This is a genomic window from Streptomyces hilarionis (assembly GCF_024539675.1).
GTDB classification, from domain to species: Bacteria; Actinomycetota; Actinomycetes; order Streptomycetales; family Streptomycetaceae; genus Streptomyces; species Streptomyces hilarionis.
In genome coordinates this window covers 1-475 of sequence record NZ_JAHHIT010000428.1, presented here as the reverse complement: position 1 = coordinate 475, position 475 = coordinate 1, and the positions used below count along the sequence as shown (strand labels likewise).

General features: G+C 58.5%; 1 protein-coding gene. It reads left to right on the top strand.

What is annotated here, in order from left to right; all coding sequences use genetic code 11:
- The coding region (locus KMS84_RS43845) for a hypothetical protein (protein ID WP_256921296.1) at positions 1-475 on the top strand (475 nt) is incomplete at both ends.

Genomic DNA, 475 nt, shown 5'->3' with positions numbered 1-475 from the left:
CTCGACGAGCCTTACGGCCATGTGAATGACGAGCCGGTGGTGGAAGCGCGCACCGCTTGGATTACGCATAACACTCTGCATCTGACCAAGCCAGCTTGGGCAGGTCTGTACTACCCAAATCAAGCGGTACCGCATCTGGTATCCCCTTCAGAGCACTTGCTACGCAAAATCACCGTAGCACTTGAAGGGCTGTCGCCTATTGCGGTGGTGCCGTCCGAGGAACAGCCGTGGGGTGGCACGTCTGAGCCCTACAGTTCGCAGTTCATCAGCCCGGAACGGTTGGCCAGTGGCATTGCGCGGCGGGCTCGACCTGGCACCACCTACGGCTTCAGCATAGGTGCAGTCGAATATCACCGTGAAGCTGGATACCCATCGCTCTGGCGTCCAGAGACGCCACTGAGCCAGGCAGGTCACAGAAAGGTTGGTGCAGAGCTTCAGTGTTTGATGATCTCGCCCATGCCCTTCAAGGCCTATC